The organism is Microbacterium sp. T3-8 (assembly GCF_055398145.1).
In genome coordinates, this window is record NZ_AP027918.1 from 1,973,837 (window position 1) to 1,988,294 (window position 14,458).

Sequence of the window (14,458 nt, forward strand, 5' to 3'; positions counted from 1 at the left end):
TGGGATGAGCGAGCACCTCTTCGACACGGTCCTCGTCGCGAACCGCGGCGAGATCGCACGGCGCGTGATCCGCACCCTCACCGCGCTCGACATCCGCAGCGTCGCGGTCTACAGCGACGCCGACGCGGATGCCCCTCACGTGCGCGAGGCGGACGAGGCGGTGCGGATCGGCCCGGCCCCGGCGAGCGCTTCGTACCTCGACATCGACGCGATCATCGCGGCGGCCGTCGACACGGGCGCCCAGGCCATTCACCCTGGCTACGGTTTCCTCTCCGAGAGCGTCGGCCTCGCCGAAGCCTGCCGCGCGAACGGCATCGTCTTCATCGGCCCCGGCATCGAGGCGCTGCAGATCATGGGGGACAAGGCACGCGCCCGCGAGCATGTGGTGCGTCACGGCGTGCCCGTGGTCCCGGGCTTCGACGCCGCGGGGCTCGACGACGAGCGGATCGCGCACGAGGCGGATGCCGTCGGCTACCCGCTGCTCGTTAAGCCGAGTGCCGGCGGCGGCGGGAAGGGGATGGAGGTCGTCGCGGCGGCATCCGATCTGTCCGGTGCGCTGGCTTCCGCACGCCGCGTCGCGGCAGCGGCCTTCGGCGACGATTCCCTGGTTCTCGAACGCCTGCTCCGGCGTCCCCGGCACATCGAGGTGCAGGTGTTCGGTGACGTCCACGGCACGTTCATCGCCCTCGGCGAGCGCGAATGCACGCTCCAGCGGCGGCACCAGAAGGTCATCGAGGAGGCACCGTCGGTCGGCATCTCCGCCGCCACCCGGGAGGACCTCTTCCGGGCGGCGGTGCGCGCTGCCGAGAGCGTGTCGTACATCGGGGCGGGCACGGTCGAGTTCCTGATCGACGCCGACGACCCGACGGAGGTGTTCTTCATCGAGATGAACACGCGCCTGCAGGTCGAGCATCCGGTCACTGAGGAGGTGACGGGTCTCGATCTCGTGGCGCTGCAGTTACGCGTCGCTGCAGGACTCGCCCTCGATGCCGGGCCCGTCGTGCACGGTCATGCGGTCGAGGCGCGCGTCTACGCCGAGGCGCCCGAACGGGGCTTCGTACCCTCGACGGGGACCGTCCTGCTCTTCACACCCCCGCCGGGTGTGCGCGTCGACTCCGCCGTCGAGACCGGATCCGAGGTATCGGGGTTCTACGACCCGATGATCGCGAAGATCATCGCCGTGGCAGACGATCGCGAGACCGCACTGCGGCGTCTCGACATCGCTCTCTCACGCACCGTCGTGCTGGGTGTCGAGACGAACATCGCGTTCCTGCGCACCCTCTGCCAGGACGAGCGCGTGCGAGCCGGCGACCTCGACACCGGGCTCATCGAGACCCTGCTCCCGATCGCACCGGAGCCGCCGTCACCCGGCATGCTCGACGCGGCTTCGCGGGTCGTGCTCTCCGACCCGGCGGACGCCGATGCGCTGTTCCCCTGGAACGACGGCTCGGGATGGCGTCTCAGCGGCGTTCCATCGGCCGCAGCGGCGCGAGTGTTCCTCACCGACGATGACGCCGTCGTGGAGGCGTCACCCCTCGACGGCGTGCGGCGCCACGCGGTCGCACGAGCCGATGCGGACGGAGCGATCTGGGTCGCCGAGGACGGGCGCGGCGTGCGCCTGCGCCCGCTCGACCGTCGCGCAGCGCTCGATCGTCGCCTCGCTGCCCGGTCCGACGCGGCATCCGCCACCGAGCCGGAAGGGCGTGCGCCCATGCCGGGGAGCGTGGTCGCGGTGCACGCGCAGGATGGCGACCATGTGAGGGCGGGAGCAGCGCTCGTGTCGATCGAGGCGATGAAGATGGAGCACCCGGTGCTCGCTCCGCACGACGGCGTCGTGCGGGTGCTCGTGGCCGTGGGCGATCAGGTGCGGCGCGGCGAACCCGTCGTGCGCGTGATGACGGATACGACGACGGAGGAGACAGACACATGGACGACCTGAGCCCCGAGGAGCGTGAACTCGCCGGCATGGTGCGCGAGTTCGCCGAGACCGTCGTCGCTCCGCGCTCGTACGAGGCGGACCGCACGCACACCCTGCCGATGGACGTGGTCGCGCAGATGGGAGATCTCGGACTGTTCGGCCTGCCCTTCCCGGAGGAGTACGGCGGACAGGGCGGTGACTATCTCGCGCTGGGCATCGCGATCGAGGCACTCGCCCGGGTCGATCAGTCGATCGCGATCACGCTCGAGGCCGGTGTGAGCCTCGGCGCCATGCCGATCTTCCGCTTCGGCACGGAGACGCAGAAGAACGAGTTGCTCCCCGACCTGCTCGCCGGCCGCGCCCTGGCCGGCTTCGGGCTCACCGAACCGGAGGCGGGGAGCGACGCCGGTGCCACGCGCACGACCGCACGACTCGACGGCGAGGACTGGGTCGTCGACGGCACCAAGCAGTTCATCACGAATTCCGGCACTCCGATCACGCGTTTCGTGACCGTCACGGCGGTGACGGGGAGTGTGGACGGTCGCAAGGAGATCTCGACGATCATCGTGCCGAACGGCACGCCCGGTTTCACGGTCGAAGCGCCGTACGACAAGGTGGGGTGGAACGCCTCCGACACGCATCCGCTCACCCTCGACGGGGTGCGGGTTCCCGCCGCGAACCTGCTCGGTGAGCGGGGAGAGGGCTTCCGCAATTTCCTCAGCATCCTCGACGAGGGGCGCATCGCCATCGCCGCACTCGCCACCGGCGCGGCCGAGGGCTGCCTCGAGGAGGCCGTCGCCTATGCGAAGAGCCGCACGGTCTTCGGCAGCGCGCTGAGCACCCGGCAGAACGCCCAGTTCACGCTGGCACGCATGCGGGCGCGTGTGCACACGGCCCGTCTCGCCTGGCACCATGCGGCACGGTTGCGCGACGAGGGCCGCCCGTTCGCGGAGCAGGCGGCGATCGCGAAGCTCGTCTCGGGCGAGGCGGCGATGGACAACGCCCGCGATGCCACGCAGATCTTCGGCGGCAACGGGTTCATGAACGAGTTCCCCGTGGCGCGCCACTACCGCGACTCGAAGATCCTCGAGATCGGCGAGGGAACCACCGAGGTGCAGCTGCTCGTGATCGCGCGGGGCCTCGGACTCGCCGGGTAGCGTGGGGGCATGAGCGCGCAGGAGATCGTCCAGAGGGGCATGTACTTCGAGGAGTTCGAACTCGAGACCCGCTATCTGCACCGCCCGGGTCGCACGGCCACCGAGGCCGACAACGTGCTGTTCACGACCCTCACGATGAACACGCAGGCCCTGCACCTCGATGCGGCGTTCGCCGAGGCGCAGGAGCCCTTCCACGACCGCCTCATGAACTCGATGTGGACGCTCTCGACGATGGTCGGCGCGTCGGTCGCCCAGCTGACGCAGGGCACGCTCGTCGCACAGCTCGGATTCGGCGACATCCGCTTCCCGCATCCGCTCTTCGCGGGCGACACCCTGTACACCGAGAGCGTCGTGACCGGCATGCGGCCCTCGTCGTCGCGTCCGACCCAGGGGATCGTGGAGATCGCCCACACCGGCCGCAACCAGGACGGCACGATCGTCGCGACCGCCACCCGCTCGGTGCTCGTGCGCCGCCGGCCCGAGGAGACCTCATGACCTTCGACCTGGGACCCGCGCTCCTGTTCTGCCCGGCGGACCGTCCGGAGAGATTCGCGAAAGCGGCGGAACGGGCGGATGCCGTCATCCTCGACCTCGAGGACGCCGTGCTCCCTGGGGCGAAGGCGTCCGCGCGCGAGAACGTGCGGACGGCCGCCCTCGATCCGGCGCGCGCCATCGTGCGCGTCAACGCGCCGGGCAGTGCGGAGTTCGCCGCCGATCTGGCCGCCGTGGCTGCCTCGCCGTTCCGGACGGTCATGGTCGCGAAAACCGAGGATCCGTCGACGCTCGACGTCTTCGACACGGACTACGCCGTGATCGCTCTCTGCGAGACCGCCCGAGGGGTGCAGGCGGCCGAGAGCATCGCGGAGCACGAGCGGGTCGTCGCCCTCATGTGGGGTGCGGAGGATCTGGTCGCATCGCTCGGCGGCACATCGAGCCGTCGTCCGGACGGCACGTACCGCGACGTCGCCCGGTACGCGCGTACGAGGATCCTGCTCTCCGCCGGCGCGCACGGCAAGGGCGCCATCGACGCCGTGCACGTCGACATCGACGACGTCGACGGGCTGGAGGAGGAAGCCTCGGATGCCGTCGCCTCCGGGTTCCGCGCGACGGCGTGCATCCACCCCTCGCAGGTGCCGGTGATCCGCGCCGCCTACCGTCCCGATCCGGCGAGCGTCGAGTGGGCGCGCGGAGTGCTCGCGGCGGCCGAGGAGGAGCGGGGCGTCTTCCGGTTCGAGGGCCGGATGGTCGACGAACCGGTGCTGCGGCACGCCCGCTCGATCGTCGCGCGGGCGAACTGAGCGGGCACGCGCCGGCCCGCGCCCCTCAGAGCAGAACGGTCTCTTCGAGCAGGCGCAGCGAACCCGGGGACGCCTCGAACCGCGTTGCGGAGCCGTTGCGGATGATGTCGCCGACGCGGGGGAGCGTGCCTCCCGAGACGTGGTCGATCAGCGAGCGGATCACGCCACCGTGCGCGACCACGATGACGGACTCCGCAAGGGGAGCCGAACGGCGACGCGCATCGAGGGCGATCCGATCGAGCGCCCTGAGCGCTCGATCAGCCACGCCCTGGAGCGTCTCGGCGCCGGGGACTTCGGCGTCCCAGTCGCCGTAGGTCTCGAGGTAGTCGGCGACGAGCATGCCCTCGCCCTCGCCGAACTCGCGCTCGCGCAGATCGGAATCGAGCGTGGGCGCGGTCAGTCCGAGCTGGTCCGCGATGATCTCGGCGGTCTCGCGCGCCCGTACCAGTGGGCTCGCGTAGATGGTGTGGTGCACGCCGTCCGCGAGCTGTTCCGCCGCCCATCGGGCATCGGCCCGTCCGGTGTCGTTCAGCGGGATGTCGGTCGATCCCTGGATACGGCGGGCCAGGTTCCAGTCGGTCTGGCCGTGGCGGACGAGGGTGAGCAGAGTCACGAGAGAAGCTCCTGCAGGGCGGGGAGCACGTCGCTGGTGCCGGCGGCGATGGTGACATCGGCCCAGGCATCCGCGCGGGTCGGCTCGCGGTTGACGATGATCAGGGGGATGCTGCGGCGGCGCGCGCGCTCGACGAGCCGCACGCCGGAGTTCACGACGAGCGAGGAGCCGGCGACGATCATCGCCGTGCTCGACCGCAGCAGGGACTCCGCGGCGCGGAAGCGGTCCTGCGGAACGTACTCGCCGAAGAACACGACATCGGGCTTGAGCATGCCGTCGCAGACGGTGCATCGGGGGATCACGAAACCTTCGATGCTCTCGGGGAGAACATCGCCGTCCGGCGCGAGCGGCACGTTCTCCGGCACCGTGATCCAGGGGTTGAGTTCTTCGATCTGCCCGGCGACGTCGCGGCGGTCGAAGACCTGCCCGCAGTGCAGGCACAGCACGCGGCGCATCGTGCCGTGCACCTCGATCACGTGCGAGCTCCCGGCTCGTAGGTGCAGACCGTCGACGTTCTGTGTGATCACACCGCTGACGACGCCGGCGGACTCCATCTCCGCGAGCGCACGGTGCCCGGGGTTCGGATCGGCGCGGGCGAACGCGCGCCACCCGAGATGACCGCCGACCCAGTAGCGCCGCCGCGCGGCCTCGTCGCCGAGGTAGGTCTGGATCGTCATCGGGTTGCTCCGTGGCGTGGCGCCCTCGCCGCGATAGGCGGGGATCCCCGAGTCCGTCGAGACGCCCGCGCCCGTGAGGAGGGCGATGCGTCGACCTCGCAGGAGGTCGGCCGCCTTCTCGATGCGGAGCCGGAGCTCGTCGTCTGCGATCGTGGTCACTGATCCTCCCCGTGTGATTCTACGGGGCCGGCCGATGCCCGGCTCCCTCGAGGCGCGGCCCGCGCATGGGAAGGTGGGAGTCTATGGACATCCTGCACATCGACTCGTCGACGGACCCGCGACTCGACGAGTACCGGTCGCTCACCGACACGGCCCTGCGGAGCATCCGGGAACCGGCCGGCGGACTGTACATCGCCGAGTCGTCGAAGGTGATCGAGCGCGCGATCCGTGCGGGGCATTCGCCGAGGTCGGTGCTGGTGCAGGAGCGGCGGCTCGACGGCATCCGCAGCATCGTCGCCGGGTTCGACGTGCCCGTGTACGTGGTGCCCGACGACGTCGCCGAGGCGGTCACCGGGTTCGCTGTCCATCGCGGGGCGATCGCGTCGATGCACCGTCCGCCCCTGCCGTCGGTCGCCGAGACCCTGGGCGAGCAGAAGAGCGCTCGGTCGCGCATCGCGATCCTCGAGGGGCTCGCCGACCACACGAACATCGGGGCGCTGTTCCGGTCGGCCGCGGCGCTCGGCGTCGACGCGATCCTCATCTCGCCGGACTGCTCGGACCCGCTGTACCGCCGCGCGGTGCGCGTATCGATGGGCACCGTGTTCCAGGTGCCCTGGACGCGGATCCCGGAGTGGCCCGCGGGCATCCATGAACTGCAGGATGCCGGCTACGTCGTCGCGGGCATGACGCTGGGCGAGGGAGCGATCACTCTCGACGACCTCGTCGCCGAGGATCATGACAGGCTTGCGCTGGTGTTCGGCACCGAGGGCCATGGCATCACGCCCGCCACCGACGCGATCCTCGACCGCCGGGTGACGATCCCGATGATGGGAGGCGTGGATTCCCTCAACGTGGCCGCCGCATCGGCGGTCGCTTTCTACGCGACCCGTTAGCCGAGGCCCGAGGCGCTGTCGAGGGCACCCACCGCAGCCGCGAGCGCGGTGAGCCGAGCCTCCCGATCCCCGGTGAGCTCGATGACCGTCGCGCGATCTCCGCGCAGGTCGCGATCGTCGTAGATCTCGAGGAGAGCGGCATCCATCGCGGAGCGCAGCGCGGGATCCTCCTCGTCGTGCACCCAGATGCGGTCGTGCGCGTTCAACGGCAGGAGTGCCACCAGATCGACGTTCTGCATCGCGTCGGAGATCATCGCCTCGGCGCGCTCGAGGACCTCGGACGGCACGCTTCCGCGGCCCAGATCCTCCCAGGCCCGAAGATAGGCGAGGAAGTCGAGCGGGCCGCGCTCCGCGATCACGCGTTCGTGCGGGTCGAGCGAGACGAGCCGTCGGGCGCTGATCGTCAGCTGGGCGAGGAACGACGCCGGCCCGGGATCGTCCTGCCCCTCGCCGAGCACCTCGAACGGATCGGGGAGATGATCGACGCCCGGATGGAGGCCGAGGAAGTCCGCGATCAGAGTGCTCTTGCCGCTCGCATGCGTGCCGGAGACGACGATGCGCACGGGGATCAGTGGCTATCGGGGAAGAAGATCGGCGACGGCTCCGGGCGCTTCGCCGCGATGTGGTCTCCGGAGGACTGGTGGCGCAACCGGCGCAGGACCCAGGGCACCAGGTGTTCGCGCGCCCAGCCGAGGTCTTCGCCCCGGGCCTCGCGCCACGTGCGGATCGGCAGCGGTTCCGGCTGCAGCGACTCGAGATCGTTCGGCACGTTCAGCGCGCGCAGCACCATGCGCGCGACCTCGTGGTGACCGAGGGAGTTGTAGTGCAGGCGGTCGTCGTCGAAGAACCGCATGTCCTGCACGACCTTCAGAGCCCACTGATCGGCCACGATGCAGTCGTGCCGCTCGGCGATCGCGCGGACGTTCTCGTTGTAGATCGCGACCTTGCCTCGGAACCCGCGGAACACCGGCGTGAACGCGGTGTCGACGCCCGTGAAGAGGAGCACGGCCGCGCCGGTGGAGGCGAGCCGGGTGACGGCATCCTCCAGCTGTGCCGCGATCGCATCGGGATCGGTTCCGGGGCGGATGACGTCGTTGCCGCCGGCGCAGATCGACACCAGATCGGGGTGCAGCGCGACGGCCGGCTCGATCTGGTCGTGCACGATCTGGGAGATGAGCTTGCCGCGGACCGCGAGGTTCGCGTAGGCGAAGTCGTCGACCTGCGCGGCGAGCACCTCGGCGACGCGGTCGGCCCAGCCGCGATGGCCCCCGGGGTTCGTGGGATCGGGGTCGCCGATGCCCTCGGTGAAGGAATCCCCGATGGCCACGAAACGACGCCACGGGTGCACCGACTCGTTGGGGACGTAGGGGGTCCGGGTCGAATCCTGGTCTGTCATCCAGCTCTCCTTCGCGAACGCGCGCGGCTCGACGATCGCGGCTGCGCAGTGACCGAGCCTACTCCGCCGGGCGCGTCGGGGAGGGGCGCGCGCCGATGTCCGACGGAGCGATTATCGTTGAGCCGATGCTCTCACCGTCCTTCCCACAGCGCGCCCCCTGGGGAACCGCGAACAAGCTGCGCGCCTGGCAGCAGGAGGCGCTCGAACAGTACTTCGCCGCCGACCAGAGGGACTTCCTCGTGGCCGCGACGCCGGGCGCCGGAAAGACCACCTTCGCCCTCACCCTCGCGGTCGAACTCATGCGCACGGGCGAGGTCAATCGCATCATCGTCGTCGCCCCCACCGAGCACCTCAAGACGCAGTGGGCCGATGCCGCGGCGCGGGTGCACATCCGCCTCGATCCGCGCTTCCGCAACAGCGACTGGGCGCCGGCACGCCACTATCACGGAGCGGTCGTGACCTACGCGCAGGTGGCGGCCAAGTCGTCCGTGCACCGGCACTTGACCGAAGACGCCAAGACGCTGGTGATCCTCGACGAGGTGCACCATGGCGGCGACGCGCTCAGCTGGGGCGATGCGATCCGCGACGCCTACGGCCCCGCGAAGCGGCGGCTCCTGCTCTCCGGCACGCCGTTCCGCAGCGACACCGCACCGATCCCGTTCGTGGAGTACCACCCCGACGAATCCGGCGCGCGCATCTCTCGCACCGACTACAACTACGGCTACGGCCGCGCCCTCGCCGACGGTGTCGTGCGTCCCGTGCTCTTCCACATGTACGCGGGCAAGATGCGCTGGCGCACGACGTCGGGCGACGAGCTCGAGACGCACCTCGGGCAGGACAACACCAAGGACGTCACCTCGCAGGCCTGGCGCACGGCGCTCGATCCCGAGGGCGAGTGGATGCCGGCGGTGCTCTCCGCCGCCGATCGCCGCCTCACCGAGATCCGTCACCACGTGCCGGATGCGGGTGGTCTGGTGCTCGCGACCGATCAGACGGTCGCCCGTGCCTACGCCAAGATCCTGCACAGCATCACCGGCCAGCAGGCGACGATCGTGCTCTCCGACGACGCCACCGCCTCGGAGCGCATCGAGAAGTTCAGCGCGGGCGACCAGCGCTGGATGGTGGCCGTCCGGATGGTGTCGGAGGGCGTCGACGTGCCGCGCCTCGCGGTCGGCGTGTATGCGACCTCGTCGTCGACGCCGCTGTTCTTCGCGCAGGCGATCGGTCGATTCGTGCGCGCGCGTCGTCGGGGCGAGGCGGCCAGCGTCTTCCTCCCGCAGGTGCCCGTGCTCATGGGCCTCGCGAACGAGATGGACAAGCAGCGCGACCACGCGCTCGACCGGCAGTCGAAGGACGACGACGGCCTCGAGGACTCCCTGCTCGAGAGCGCCAACCGCGAGGAGGAGACCTCCGACGCGCTCACTCAGGAGTTCAGCTATCAGGCGCTGTCGTCCGTCGCTCACTTCGACCGTGTCGTGTTCGAAGGCCAGGAGTTCGGGCAGTTGGCCGAGCCCGGCACCCCCGAAGAAGAGGAGTTCATCGGGTTCCCCGGCCTCCTCGAGCCCGAGCACGTGCACGAGCTGCTCATGCAGCGGCAGTCCCGGCAATCGCGGCTGCGCGAGGCGCGTGAAGCCTCGGCCGGCCCGACCGAGACGACGACCCTCCCGCCGCCTCTGCACCGCACCCTCAAGGAGCAGCGTCAGCTCCTCAACAGCCTGGTCGGTCTCTACGCGCGGCAGAAGGGCGAACCGCACGGCGCGGTGCACGCCGAGCTGCGCCGGATCTGCGGGGGGCCGGCGGTCGCGCAGGCCACCGTCACCCAGTTGCAGTCCCGGATCGAGATCCTCCGCAAGCGCGTACGCTCCTGAGCGCTTCGGATCCCCGAAATGCTGGCAATCCCGGCGTCGGCTGCGTTCGCACGCCTTCCCGCGGATAGCGTGGAACGGTTGTCCACGCACCCGAGGAGTCAGACATGACCGCTCCGCTCGCCGCCGAACCCACGGCCGCCGACCGTCGCCGCTGGGCGCGCTACCTCGTGGAGGAGCGCGCCGAGGGAACGGTGTATCAGCGTCTCGCGGCGCGCCGGACGGGGGAGGAGCGCGACATCCTGCTGCGCCTCGCCGATGCCGAACGGCGCCACGAGCAGCACTGGCTCGACCTCCTCGGCGGGGAACCGGCTCGCCTGCCCCGCGCCGGAGTCCGCTCGCGGCTGCTGGGATGGATGGCCGGGCGCTTCGGCTCGATCTTCGTCCTCGCGCTCGCGCAGAGCGCCGAGGCGCGGTCGCCCTATGACGCGGAGCAGTATGCGACTCCGGCCATGCGTGCCGACGAGAAGGTGCACTCCGAGGTGGTGCGCGGTCTCGCCGCCCGTGGTCGCCGCCGTCTGTCGGGGTCGTTCCGAGCCGCGGTGTTCGGTGCCAACGACGGACTCGTCAGCAACCTCGCGCTGGTGCTGGGCATCGGGGCGACCGGAGTCAGTTCCGGGTTCGTGCTCTTCAGCGGGATCGCCGGTCTCCTCGCGGGCGCGCTGTCGATGGGGGCGGGGGAGTTCGTCTCCGTGCGGTCCCAGCGCGAGCTCCTCGCGGCGACCGAGGCGAACGAGGATGCCGCGGCATCCGCTCACGATCTCGACATCGACGAGAACGAACTCGCCCTGGTGTACCGCGCCCGCGGCGCGGACCCCGAGGAGGCCCTCGCGAAGGCGCGCCGCATCGTGACGGCGGCCCAGGCGGGGGTGCGGCGCACGGCGACCGGGCCCATTCGCACCCACGGCGACGTGAGCGAGGTCGTCGGCAGCGACTGGACCGCTGCGATCTCGAGCTTCCTGTTGTTCGCCTCCGGAGCGATCATTCCCGTGCTCCCGTGGATCTTCGGTCTGCAGGGTGCCGCAGCCGTCATCGTCGCGCTCGTGCTGGTGGGCATCGCGCTGCTGAGCACGGGTGCCATGGTCGGCATCCTCTCGGGAGGACCGCCGCTGCGCCGGGCCCTGCGCCAACTGGCGATCGGGTTCGGCGCCGCGGCGATCACCTATCTGCTCGGTCTGCTGTTCGGCGTGGGCGCGGTCTAGGACGCGTCGCCGTCGCCCTGGGCGCCACGGGTCGGAGCGTCGCCGCCGGGCATCCCACCGCCCTGACCGCCTCCGGGCTGGCCGCCCATCCCACTCGTGCCGCCCTCTCCGGCCGTCACGGTGGTCGTGGATCCATCGACGACCACGTCGTAGCTGTCGCCGCTCACGATCCCGGCACCCGAGTACACGACCGTGGCGAAGGCCTTCGAGGCGGTGTACTCGGCGACCACCGTGCCGTCCGACACGATCTGCACGGTGGATCCCACCGCACCCGATACCGAGGCGAACACCCATCCCTGAGCGGAGTCGGTCGTCGGTGCCATCGCCATGCCCGCGCTGCCGGCAGCGAGAAGCGTGCCCCCGGAGACGTCGAACGTGCCGTTCACATCGATCGCTCCATTCCCGTTCCCGGTCGGGCCCCACACCGTGAGAGTGCCCCCGGTCATGGTCGCCGAGCCGTTCGAGTCGAACCCGTCGCCCTCGGCATCGACCGTGACGTCGCCACCGTTGATGGTGATCATCTCGCCGCTGTCCTGCATGCTCTCACCGCTCCCCGATGAGGCGTTGAGCCCGTCGTCCGAGGCGGTGACGAACACGGTGCCCGCGTCGATCGTGATCTGCGCGCTCTCCAGTCCCTCGTACGAGCGGGTGATCTCGGTCTCGCCTCCGTCGATGAACAGAGCGGTGTCGGCGTGGATGCCGTCATCGCCCGTGGCGAGAGTCAGCGTTCCCGCATTGATGTGCACCGCGCCGTTCGAGTGCACGGCATCGTCCGCGGCATCCGCGTGGACCGTCCCTCCTTCGACCACGACGTAGACGCCGCCCTTGAGCGCCTTCGAGGAGACGTCTTCGCTCGGGGAGTCGGCGGAACCGCCCCCGCTTGTGACGGAGATGTCTCCACCGGTGACCACGAGGTCGGTGGCCGCCGAGAGCCCGTCGCCGGCGCTCGTCACCGAGATCTCGCCTCCGGACACCCAGAGGTAGCCGCGCGTCGCGTCGTCGGCCTGATCGCTCGTGAGTCCGTCACCGCCGGCCGTCACGGTGATGTCGCCGCCCTCGATCGTCAGCGAGTCCTTGCCGCGCAAGCCGTCGTCGGCCGCGGTGACGGTGAGAGTGCCGCTGAGGACCTTGAGGTCGTCCTTGCTGGTGATGCCGTCGTTGCCGTTCCCCTGGACCGTGAGCGATCCGCCGCCGCTGATCGTCAGATCGGCATCGCTGTAGAGAGCGGCGTTCGCCTCGGCATCGTCGGCGTACGACGAGGCGTCCGACACGCTGTTGGTGCTGCCGTCCGCCAGCACGATCGCGACGTCGTCGGCGCTGAGGATCGAGAAAGCGGATCCGGCGGTGTTCGTGATCGACGCGTCGTCGAGGGTGATCGCCACGACCGCGTCCTCCGGGGCATCGACCACGACCGCCCCGTCGAGTGAGCCGGTGAGCGTGTACGCGCCCCCGGCGGTGATCGTGACGGTCGATCCCTCGACGGTCACGCCGTCGCCGTCGATCGTCGCGGTGTCCCCGTCCAGCGTGACGGTCGCCGACGATCCCTCCGCCTCTGCGGCGTCGACCGTCGTCGCATCCTCGTCGTCGGCGAGCACCTGTTCGGCGGTCAGCGTCGCATCCACGTCCTGAACGGTCGACGCGGTCTCGGTGGTCGTCGATGCGGCCGAGGTCGCGGTCGTCGCGGTGCAGCCTGCGAGCACGACGCCGGCGAGGGCGAAGGGAGCGGCGGCGAGCAGGATTCGGTTCTTCGTGTTCATGGTGGTCACTCTCTTTCGCGGGTCAGGCGGCGGTCGCCGTGGGCAGAACGCTGCGCCGGAGCACGCGCGTCCACTTGTTCGAGGGCAGGTTGGGGCGCATCGCGGCGAGTCCGGTGCCGTATTTGCTGATGCTCGAGGGGCGGATGCCGTGGCGCCAGAGCAGCCGATCGAGATCGCCGGTGCGCAGCCCGGACTTCGTCTCGATGATGACGAGGCCCGGGGTGCGCATACGGGTTCCGTCGGCGAGCTCCCACGCGAGTGCGGCATCGACCGTGGCGCGGCCGCCGCCGTCGGGCGCCAGGAGCGTCGTCCGCCGGTAGCGCGTGGCGAGGGTCGCCTGCAGTTCGAGCTCGGAGGCGTCGGCGAGCCCGAGAGGGCGGAGACCCTCGGAGGCGTACGCGAGCCCGTCAGGGCTGAGCGCATCGCGCGCGTCGAAGTCGTACTCGATGCGTTCCTTGACCGTCGTGCTACGGGCCCCGCGGGTCTTCAGCTCGAGGAAGGCGTCGGCGGTGTCGACGTAACTGCGCGTGCGCAGTTTGAAGCGACGGCGGCGGCCCAGCGCGGCCAGGCGGTAGCTGAGCAGGTCGGGCGTGTCGAAGTAGTGCGACTCGTAGGCGAATGCCGTTCGGCCGTCGATCGTCAGCACCCTGGTGTCGCGCGGCAGCGCGGCCAGCACCGTCTCGGCCTCCACCGACGAGAGCACGTATTTGCGATCCACACGGGTGAGGAGGGCGGCCTCGGCCACGAGCTCGTCCAGTCCGATGAGGGCGAGCGTCGGGGGAGTCATCGGCGGGCTCCGCTCAGCGCGGCGCCGACCTCGACGGACGCGGATGCGCGGTAGCGCACATCGACGAGCGTCGTGTCGTTGACCAGATCGATCTGCAGCACCGTGAGCTGCGTCACGGGACCGTCGAGCACGCGCTCCAGGTGCGACGCGAGCGCGCGCTCGTCGGTGTACGCGCGGTCGACGGAGATCGTGAGGTGCCGCGAGCGCGCGAGGGCCCGCGGGTGGTCGGCGACGTACAGCGCGACGATGATGAGGGCCATCAGGCCGAGGGCCGTCGGAGACACATCCGTGGAGAGTCCCGCGATCAGTCCGAGGGCGAGCGAGGCGAAGTAGTAGGCGACCTCGCGCTGCGAGATCTCCGAGGAGCGCAGGCGGATGATCGACAGCACGCCGAACAGCCCCAGTCCGAGGCCCAGCGCTACCGTCGCTCCCGAGAGCACGACGGCGACGGCGAGCACACCGACGTTGACGCCGACGAACGCGACGAGGAGGTCGCGGCGACGGTGTCGGGTGAAGTAGATGCCGAGGGCGAGGATCGCGATGGCGACGAGGTCGGCGGCGATCATGACGATGCTGGCCATGGGGACTCCTGAGTCTGTGAGGAACGTGTTCGACCATTGAGTCCTTCGCGTCTATGCGCTCTCTATGTCTCGTCTATGCGCGGATGACGAATGTGTGCGCTCATCGAGGACCCATAGCGGAACGACCTGCTTCGCCGAGATTCCGGAAAGGATGC

The 14,458-nt window shown here is 70.2% G+C and carries 14 protein-coding genes; 7 read left to right on the forward strand and 7 right to left on the reverse strand.

Features of this window, described 5'->3' with window-relative positions; translation table 11 throughout:
- The first annotated feature begins 4 nt into the window (after positions 1-4).
- From ACZ5Y9_RS09360 to ACZ5Y9_RS09375, 4 genes are read left to right on the forward strand one after another with little or no spacing between them, the layout of a single operon-like run.
- Positions 5-1,939, forward strand: coding sequence for an acetyl/propionyl/methylcrotonyl-CoA carboxylase subunit alpha (locus ACZ5Y9_RS09360; RefSeq protein WP_464471198.1), 1,935 nt, complete (start codon positions 5-7; stop codon positions 1,937-1,939).
- Positions 1,927-3,075 (forward strand): acyl-CoA dehydrogenase family protein, encoded by a 1,149-nt coding sequence (locus ACZ5Y9_RS09365; RefSeq protein WP_464471199.1) that lies wholly within the window; start codon positions 1,927-1,929, stop codon positions 3,073-3,075. Before ACZ5Y9_RS09360 ends, ACZ5Y9_RS09365 begins: the two co-directional genes overlap by 13 nt.
- A 9-nt stretch (positions 3,076-3,084) precedes the next feature.
- The gene (locus ACZ5Y9_RS09370) at positions 3,085-3,570 is read left to right on the forward strand and encodes a MaoC family dehydratase (RefSeq protein ID WP_464471200.1); all 486 of its coding nucleotides are present in this window, start codon (positions 3,085-3,087) and stop codon (positions 3,568-3,570) included.
- Entirely contained in the window at positions 3,567-4,373 is an 807-nt protein-coding gene (locus ACZ5Y9_RS09375; protein WP_464471201.1) for an HpcH/HpaI aldolase/citrate lyase family protein, read from the forward strand. Before ACZ5Y9_RS09370 ends, ACZ5Y9_RS09375 begins: the two co-directional genes overlap by 4 nt.
- A 25-nt stretch (positions 4,374-4,398) precedes the next feature.
- Here ACZ5Y9_RS09375 and ACZ5Y9_RS09380 read toward each other — a convergent pair whose 3' ends face one another.
- Positions 4,399-4,986 (reverse strand): histidine phosphatase family protein, encoded by a 588-nt coding sequence (locus ACZ5Y9_RS09380; protein WP_404596423.1) that lies wholly within the window; start codon positions 4,984-4,986, stop codon positions 4,399-4,401.
- Positions 4,983-5,822, reverse strand: a complete 840-nt coding sequence (locus ACZ5Y9_RS09385; protein WP_247622515.1) for a Sir2 family NAD-dependent protein deacetylase — start codon at positions 5,820-5,822, stop codon at positions 4,983-4,985. Before ACZ5Y9_RS09385 ends, ACZ5Y9_RS09380 begins: the two co-directional genes overlap by 4 nt.
- Before the next feature lie 83 nt (positions 5,823-5,905).
- On the opposite strand from ACZ5Y9_RS09385, the gene ACZ5Y9_RS09390 reads away from it, so the two are divergent.
- Complete coding sequence (locus tag ACZ5Y9_RS09390; RefSeq protein ID WP_247632241.1) at positions 5,906-6,715, forward strand: TrmH family RNA methyltransferase; 810 nt, start codon at positions 5,906-5,908, stop codon at positions 6,713-6,715.
- On the opposite strand, the gene ACZ5Y9_RS09395 is transcribed toward ACZ5Y9_RS09390, so the two are convergent.
- Positions 6,712-7,278, reverse strand: a complete 567-nt coding sequence (locus tag ACZ5Y9_RS09395) for a DEAD/DEAH box helicase family protein (protein WP_464471202.1) — start codon at positions 7,276-7,278, stop codon at positions 6,712-6,714. The genes ACZ5Y9_RS09390 and ACZ5Y9_RS09395 overlap by 4 nt on opposite strands.
- Before the next feature lie 5 nt (positions 7,279-7,283).
- The gene (locus ACZ5Y9_RS09400) at positions 7,284-8,111 is read right to left on the reverse strand and encodes an SGNH/GDSL hydrolase family protein (RefSeq protein WP_464471203.1); all 828 of its coding nucleotides are present in this window, start codon (positions 8,109-8,111) and stop codon (positions 7,284-7,286) included.
- Positions 8,112-8,236: 125 nt separating this feature from the next.
- Here ACZ5Y9_RS09400 and ACZ5Y9_RS09405 point away from each other — a divergent pair, with 125 nt between their 5' ends.
- A complete protein-coding gene (locus tag ACZ5Y9_RS09405) occupies positions 8,237-9,979 on the forward strand; it encodes a DEAD/DEAH box helicase (protein WP_247622511.1) in 1,743 nt (580 codons plus the stop codon).
- A 104-nt stretch (positions 9,980-10,083) separates the two neighbouring features.
- Positions 10,084-11,178, forward strand: coding sequence for a VIT1/CCC1 transporter family protein (locus ACZ5Y9_RS09410; protein WP_247622510.1), 1,095 nt, complete (start codon positions 10,084-10,086; stop codon positions 11,176-11,178).
- Here ACZ5Y9_RS09410 and ACZ5Y9_RS09415 read toward each other — a convergent pair.
- Genes ACZ5Y9_RS09415 through ACZ5Y9_RS09425 form a run of 3 tightly spaced genes read right to left on the reverse strand, consistent with a single transcriptional unit; the run spans position 11,175 to position 14,303 of the window.
- Positions 11,175-12,935, reverse strand: a complete 1,761-nt coding sequence (locus ACZ5Y9_RS09415; RefSeq protein ID WP_464471204.1) for a carbohydrate-binding domain-containing protein — start codon at positions 12,933-12,935, stop codon at positions 11,175-11,177. The two genes, ACZ5Y9_RS09410 and ACZ5Y9_RS09415, sit on opposite strands and share 4 nt — an antisense overlap.
- A gap of 22 nt (positions 12,936-12,957) precedes the next feature.
- A complete protein-coding gene (locus tag ACZ5Y9_RS09420; protein WP_464471205.1) occupies positions 12,958-13,722 on the reverse strand; it encodes a polyphosphate polymerase domain-containing protein in 765 nt (254 codons plus the stop codon).
- Positions 13,719-14,303, reverse strand: coding sequence for a DUF4956 domain-containing protein (locus ACZ5Y9_RS09425; protein ID WP_464471206.1), 585 nt, complete (start codon positions 14,301-14,303; stop codon positions 13,719-13,721). The genes ACZ5Y9_RS09420 and ACZ5Y9_RS09425 overlap by 4 nt, the downstream gene beginning before the upstream one ends.
- Positions 14,304-14,458: the final 155 nt, after the last annotated feature.

Coding starts and splice junctions, on each gene's coding strand:
- ACZ5Y9_RS09410 (WP_247622510.1), top strand. CDS start 10,084: ATGACCGCTCCGCTCGCCGCCGAACCCACGGCCGCCGACCGTCGCCGC.
- ACZ5Y9_RS09365 (WP_464471199.1), top strand. CDS start 1,927: ATGGACGACCTGAGCCCCGAGGAGCGTGAACTCGCCGGCATGGTGCGC.
- ACZ5Y9_RS09415 (WP_464471204.1), bottom strand. CDS start 12,935: ATGAACACGAAGAACCGAATCCTGCTCGCCGCCGCTCCCTTCGCCCTC.
- ACZ5Y9_RS09400 (WP_464471203.1), bottom strand. CDS start 8,111: ATGACAGACCAGGATTCGACCCGGACCCCCTACGTCCCCAACGAGTCG.
- ACZ5Y9_RS09370 (WP_464471200.1), top strand. CDS start 3,085: ATGAGCGCGCAGGAGATCGTCCAGAGGGGCATGTACTTCGAGGAGTTC.
- ACZ5Y9_RS09390 (WP_247632241.1), top strand. CDS start 5,906: ATGGACATCCTGCACATCGACTCGTCGACGGACCCGCGACTCGACGAG.
- ACZ5Y9_RS09420 (WP_464471205.1), bottom strand. CDS start 13,722: ATGACTCCCCCGACGCTCGCCCTCATCGGACTGGACGAGCTCGTGGCC.
- ACZ5Y9_RS09360 (WP_464471198.1), top strand. CDS start 5: ATGAGCGAGCACCTCTTCGACACGGTCCTCGTCGCGAACCGCGGCGAG.
- ACZ5Y9_RS09375 (WP_464471201.1), top strand. CDS start 3,567: ATGACCTTCGACCTGGGACCCGCGCTCCTGTTCTGCCCGGCGGACCGT.
- ACZ5Y9_RS09425 (WP_464471206.1), bottom strand. CDS start 14,303: ATGGCCAGCATCGTCATGATCGCCGCCGACCTCGTCGCCATCGCGATC.
- ACZ5Y9_RS09405 (WP_247622511.1), top strand. CDS start 8,237: ATGCTCTCACCGTCCTTCCCACAGCGCGCCCCCTGGGGAACCGCGAAC.